This is a genomic window from uncultured Campylobacter sp. (genome assembly GCF_938018035.1).
Lineage (GTDB): Bacteria > Campylobacterota > Campylobacteria > Campylobacterales > Campylobacteraceae > Campylobacter_B.
Map to the genome: position 1 here is coordinate 1 of NZ_CALIJF010000163.1, position 4,004 is coordinate 4,004.

Sequence of the window (4,004 nt, forward strand, 5' to 3'; positions counted from 1 at the left end):
ACGCTATCGCCGAAGCGCTCGATGTTTTGCGCGGGATAGATCACCTCTTTGATCGCGCTTCCGAGCACGATGCCGCAGTCCTCGACGCTGTGGTGAAAATCGACCTGCAAATCGCCCTCGCAGCGCAGACTCAGATCGATCCACGCGTGCTTGGCAAACGCGCTAAGCATATGATCGAAAAAACCGATGCCCGTTTGTATCTGCGCCGCGCCGCGCCCGTAAAGCTCAAGCTCAAGCTCGATTTTGGTCTCTTTCGTAGCCCTATTTTTGCTTATCATCGCGCAATCCTTAAAACTAAATTTTGTTTGAAATCTATCTAAATTTCACTAAATTTCGGTTAAAATTTCGGCTAGCTTTTCGGAATTTACGCTGCCGATCTGGCGCAGGTTCGCAATCTCGGCGCCCTCTTTAAAAAACAGAATCGTAGGCGGGCCGAATACGTTGAAATGCGCTTTTATCGCCCTATTTTGCTCGCTATCTTCGCTAAGATCGATCTTTAAAAGGCTAAATTTATTAAGAGCGCCCGCAAGAGCGGGATCTGCGAACGCTCGCTCGCTCTGCTCACAATTTTTACACCAGCTAGCCCAAAAATCCACTATCACGGGCTTTTTGGAATTTTCTATTTCGCCGCGCAGCTGCGCCAGATCGCGCACAAACGAAAAATGCGCGCCGCTTAAATTTTTAGCGCGAGAAATTTCGCCCGCTTGCAAGCTCTCGCCGCCGGGGCCGCCGCTGGAATATCTCGTGCTTTGCGGGATTAGATTACCAAGCGGCCTGGAAAAATCTTTCGCGCCGCTGGCAAAGCCTGCGAGCAGCAGCGCCGAATACAAAGCGATTACAAGGGCTAAAGCGCGCTTTATCCCGCTCGCGCCGCCGTCAAACAGCCCCAAAAATCCTGCGAAAATCGCGCCTAAAACCGCGTAAATCAGCAGGCTTAAATTTTCGCCGATGAGCGTGCGCGAAATCCACACCGCCGTAAAAAGCAACAAAAAGCCGAAAATTTTAGGCACCGCCTCCATCCAAGCTCCGGGTCTAGGCAGTGCGCCGCCGAGCCCTACCACAAGCAGTAGCGCGCCGCTTCCGAGCCCCAGCGCAAAAAGAGCCGCCGCGCCCAGCAGAACGTCGCCGCTGCCCGCGATGTAAACGAGCGCGCCCGCAAGCGGAGCGGAGATGCACGGCGATACAACGAGTGCCGAGATAAGCCCCATCGAAAAAACTCCGATCAGGCCGCCGGCATTTTCGCTTTTGCTATTTAAGAAGCTTTGAAAGCGCGCAGGCAGGCGGATCTCGTAAAATCCAAACATAGAAAACGCGAGCGCGGCGAATATGAGCGAGGTTAAAATCAGCGCGGGCGGAGTTTGCAGCAGGCCCTGTAAATTTTGCCCAAAAACCGCCACGAAAGCTCCTAAAATCGCATACGAGCTCGCCATCCCGAAAATATACGCGAGGCTTACGGCGAGGCTTTTTTTCGCGCTCGGCTTCGAGGAGGTTTTTGCCACTATGATCGACGAGAGGATCGGGATGAGCGGATAAACGCAAGGACTTAGCGAGAGCAGCACGCCGTAGCCGAAAAACAGCGCGATCGCCGCGATGAAGCTCTTGCCGCTAAGAACGTTTAAAATTTCATCCTGCTCGGAGATGGAATTTGCGCCGCGAGGAGTTTTTTGCGCGGAGGTTTCGTCGGAATTTACCGCAGCGCTTTCCGCCGAGCTTGCCGCGGAATTTCCCGCCGCGTGCGAGTTTGCCAAGGAATTTGCCTCTGCGCCCGAAGCTGCGGTATTGCTTTTAAAATTTACAGCCCCGCTCTGCGCGCTGTCTGCGGCAGAAATCTGCGCGGAATTTGCGGCGTTTCGGTACTTTTTCAGCTCGGAGTTTGAAATTTTGCTGATCTCATAGCCTTCCACTACACGCTTGAAGCTAAAGCCGAACTGCTGCGGCTGATAGCAAAAGCCCGATTTCGTGCAGCCCAAAAAATCGCCGTTAAGCACGAAATCATCGCTGTCTGCGGTGTTTGCAAGCACGAGGCCTAAAGGCACGGCGATACTAAATTTGCCCTCATAAATTTTATAATCCTTATATTCGGTCGCAGCGGGCAGATTTATTAAATTCGTCACTTCCGCGCCGTCAGTGAAAATTTTTATCTCGTTTTGATAGAGATAGACTCCGTCCGCGATATCAAAGCTTAGCGTTACGCTACCACTTTGCGCCGTCGCGTTAAGCTTGAATGCATCGGAGGGTTTTAGGGGCTCTGCACCCAAGCCTAAAAGAAAAAACGCTGCCAAAATAAGTGATCTGATCAAATTTTATCCTTTGAAATTTTTTCCTACATTCTAACGTAATAAGTATGAATTTATAGTGTAATATAAAGAACTTTTTTGTAAAATTCCTTAAAATTTTTAGGAGGCGATATGAGCAAAGAGATCAAAACCGAAACAGGCGAAATAGCGTTGAAAGAGATAGAATTTAAAAGCTCAAAGTACGAAAAAATCTCGTTCAAAGACTACGAAACGCTGCTTGAAAGATATCAGATCGAGCTTTTGAAGCTGCAAAAATTCGTAAAAGAAAAAGGCTTAAAAATTTTGATTTTGATGGAGGGGCGCGACGCGGCGGGCAAAGGCGGCACGATCAAGCGTTTAACCGAGCACCTAAATCCACGCGGATGCCGCATCGTAGCGCTCGAAAAGCCGAGCAACGTCGAAAAGACGCAGTGGTACTTCCAGCGCTACGTCGCGCACCTACCCAGCGGCGGCGAGATCACGATATTTGACCGCAGCTGGTATAACCGCGCGATGGTCGAGCCGGTGATGGGCTTTTGCACCCACGCCGAGCACAAAGATTTCCTGCGCCAAGTGCCTAAATTTGAGGAGCTTTTGGTAAGTGCGGGGATAATCTTGTTTAAATTTTACTTCTCAGTCTCCAAAGAGGAGCAAAAAAGGCGCTTCGAATCGCGCCGTACCGACCCGCTAAAGCAATATAAACTCTCGCCGGTGGATGCGAGATCGCAGGAGCTGTGGAATCAATACACGCTCGCAAAATACTCGATGCTGCTCGCTTCAAATACCGAGTTTGCGCCGTGGACGATCCTTGATAGCAACGACAAAAAGATCGCGCGACTAAACGCCTTCCGCTGCATCCTCTCGCGCATAGATTATCCCGAAAAGATCGATGCAAAGGAGCTTGCGGTGGATCCAAATCTCGTGCGAAACGGCGCCAGGGAGATAGTGCTAATGGAGGATAGCCAAAAAAGCGAGGCTTGGCGCAAGCTGGAAAGCCCCTCTCGCAAGAACAAAAAGGATAAGAAAAAGAGCTAAATTTTAAGAATTTGACGGAATTTACGGTGCGGATTTCGGCGAAGAATTTGGTTAAAGCGAGTTTTTTGGAAAAATATTTGGTGCAGTAAAAGTAGTGCGGGTCTTATTTTGCTTTAACCAAAGCTTCCACGGCTAGGCTGCCTTTGCTTTTGATTAAAGTCCTAGTTTGCCACCTCCTTTCATTAAAATTTTTGCTCGCACTTCTCCTGCTTCCGATTAAAAGCCCAGCTTAACTATCTTTCGATTAAAGCCTTTTCTCGCGCACGGCTTGCCCCATCTTTTGATTAAAATCCTTCTTTTCTGAGCTGCCTTAGTTTTTATAAAACGCTATTTAATCGCCTTTGATCGAAGCCGAATTTAAGCCACCTTTGCCGAGCTCCTCATCTGCCCGTATGCGCGCCGGCTCCTGCCGCTGGTAAATTTGCCCCGCTTGAGTTTAAAATTTCGATACACCGATGCTTGGTTAAATTTTTATTCGTCGGATCGTATTTGCCTAAAATCTCCACTTCGCTTCGCCTACAATTAAATTTTATTTCATCCAGCTTTGCTGGCACGTAGAATTTATATCAAAATTATAGGCGCTAAATCAAATTTTAAGAAGCGATTGCGAGTTAAATTTAAGATCGTATATGCCGAAGTATAAAATTTGGAATCAAATCGGCCGGCACCCAAAAAGTAAACAAGTAAATCAAA

At 48.7% G+C, this 4,004-nt stretch carries 3 protein-coding genes and 1 pseudogene; 1 reads left to right on the forward strand and 3 read right to left on the reverse strand.

All coding sequences use genetic code 11. The annotated features are described in order from the left end of the window. Positions 1-278: pseudogene (gene hisB / locus Q0257_RS05110) on the reverse strand (imidazoleglycerol-phosphate dehydratase); the annotation flags it as partial. 48 nt (positions 279-326) lie between these two features. Next, positions 327-2,300 (reverse strand): protein-disulfide reductase DsbD, encoded by a 1,974-nt coding sequence (gene dsbD, locus Q0257_RS05115; RefSeq protein WP_298022369.1) that lies wholly within the window; start codon positions 2,298-2,300, stop codon positions 327-329. 108 nt (positions 2,301-2,408) lie between these two features. Between dsbD and ppk2 the strand changes: the two genes are divergently transcribed. Further along, positions 2,409-3,311: a polyphosphate kinase 2 gene (gene ppk2, locus Q0257_RS05120; RefSeq protein ID WP_298022374.1), complete on the forward strand. Its 903-nt coding sequence runs from the start codon at positions 2,409-2,411 to the stop codon at positions 3,309-3,311. A 380-nt stretch (positions 3,312-3,691) separates the two neighbouring features. On the opposite strand, the gene Q0257_RS05125 is transcribed toward ppk2, so the two are convergent. After that, the gene (locus Q0257_RS05125; protein ID WP_298022379.1) at positions 3,692-3,817 is read right to left on the reverse strand and encodes a hypothetical protein; all 126 of its coding nucleotides are present in this window, start codon (positions 3,815-3,817) and stop codon (positions 3,692-3,694) included. Positions 3,818-4,004: the final 187 nt, after the last annotated feature.

What these genes read in the sequence shown, in the direction of transcription:
- ppk2 (WP_298022374.1), top strand. Translation starts at nt 2,409, where the DNA reads ATGAGCAAAGAGATCAAAACCGAAACAGGCGAAATAGCGTTGAAAGAG.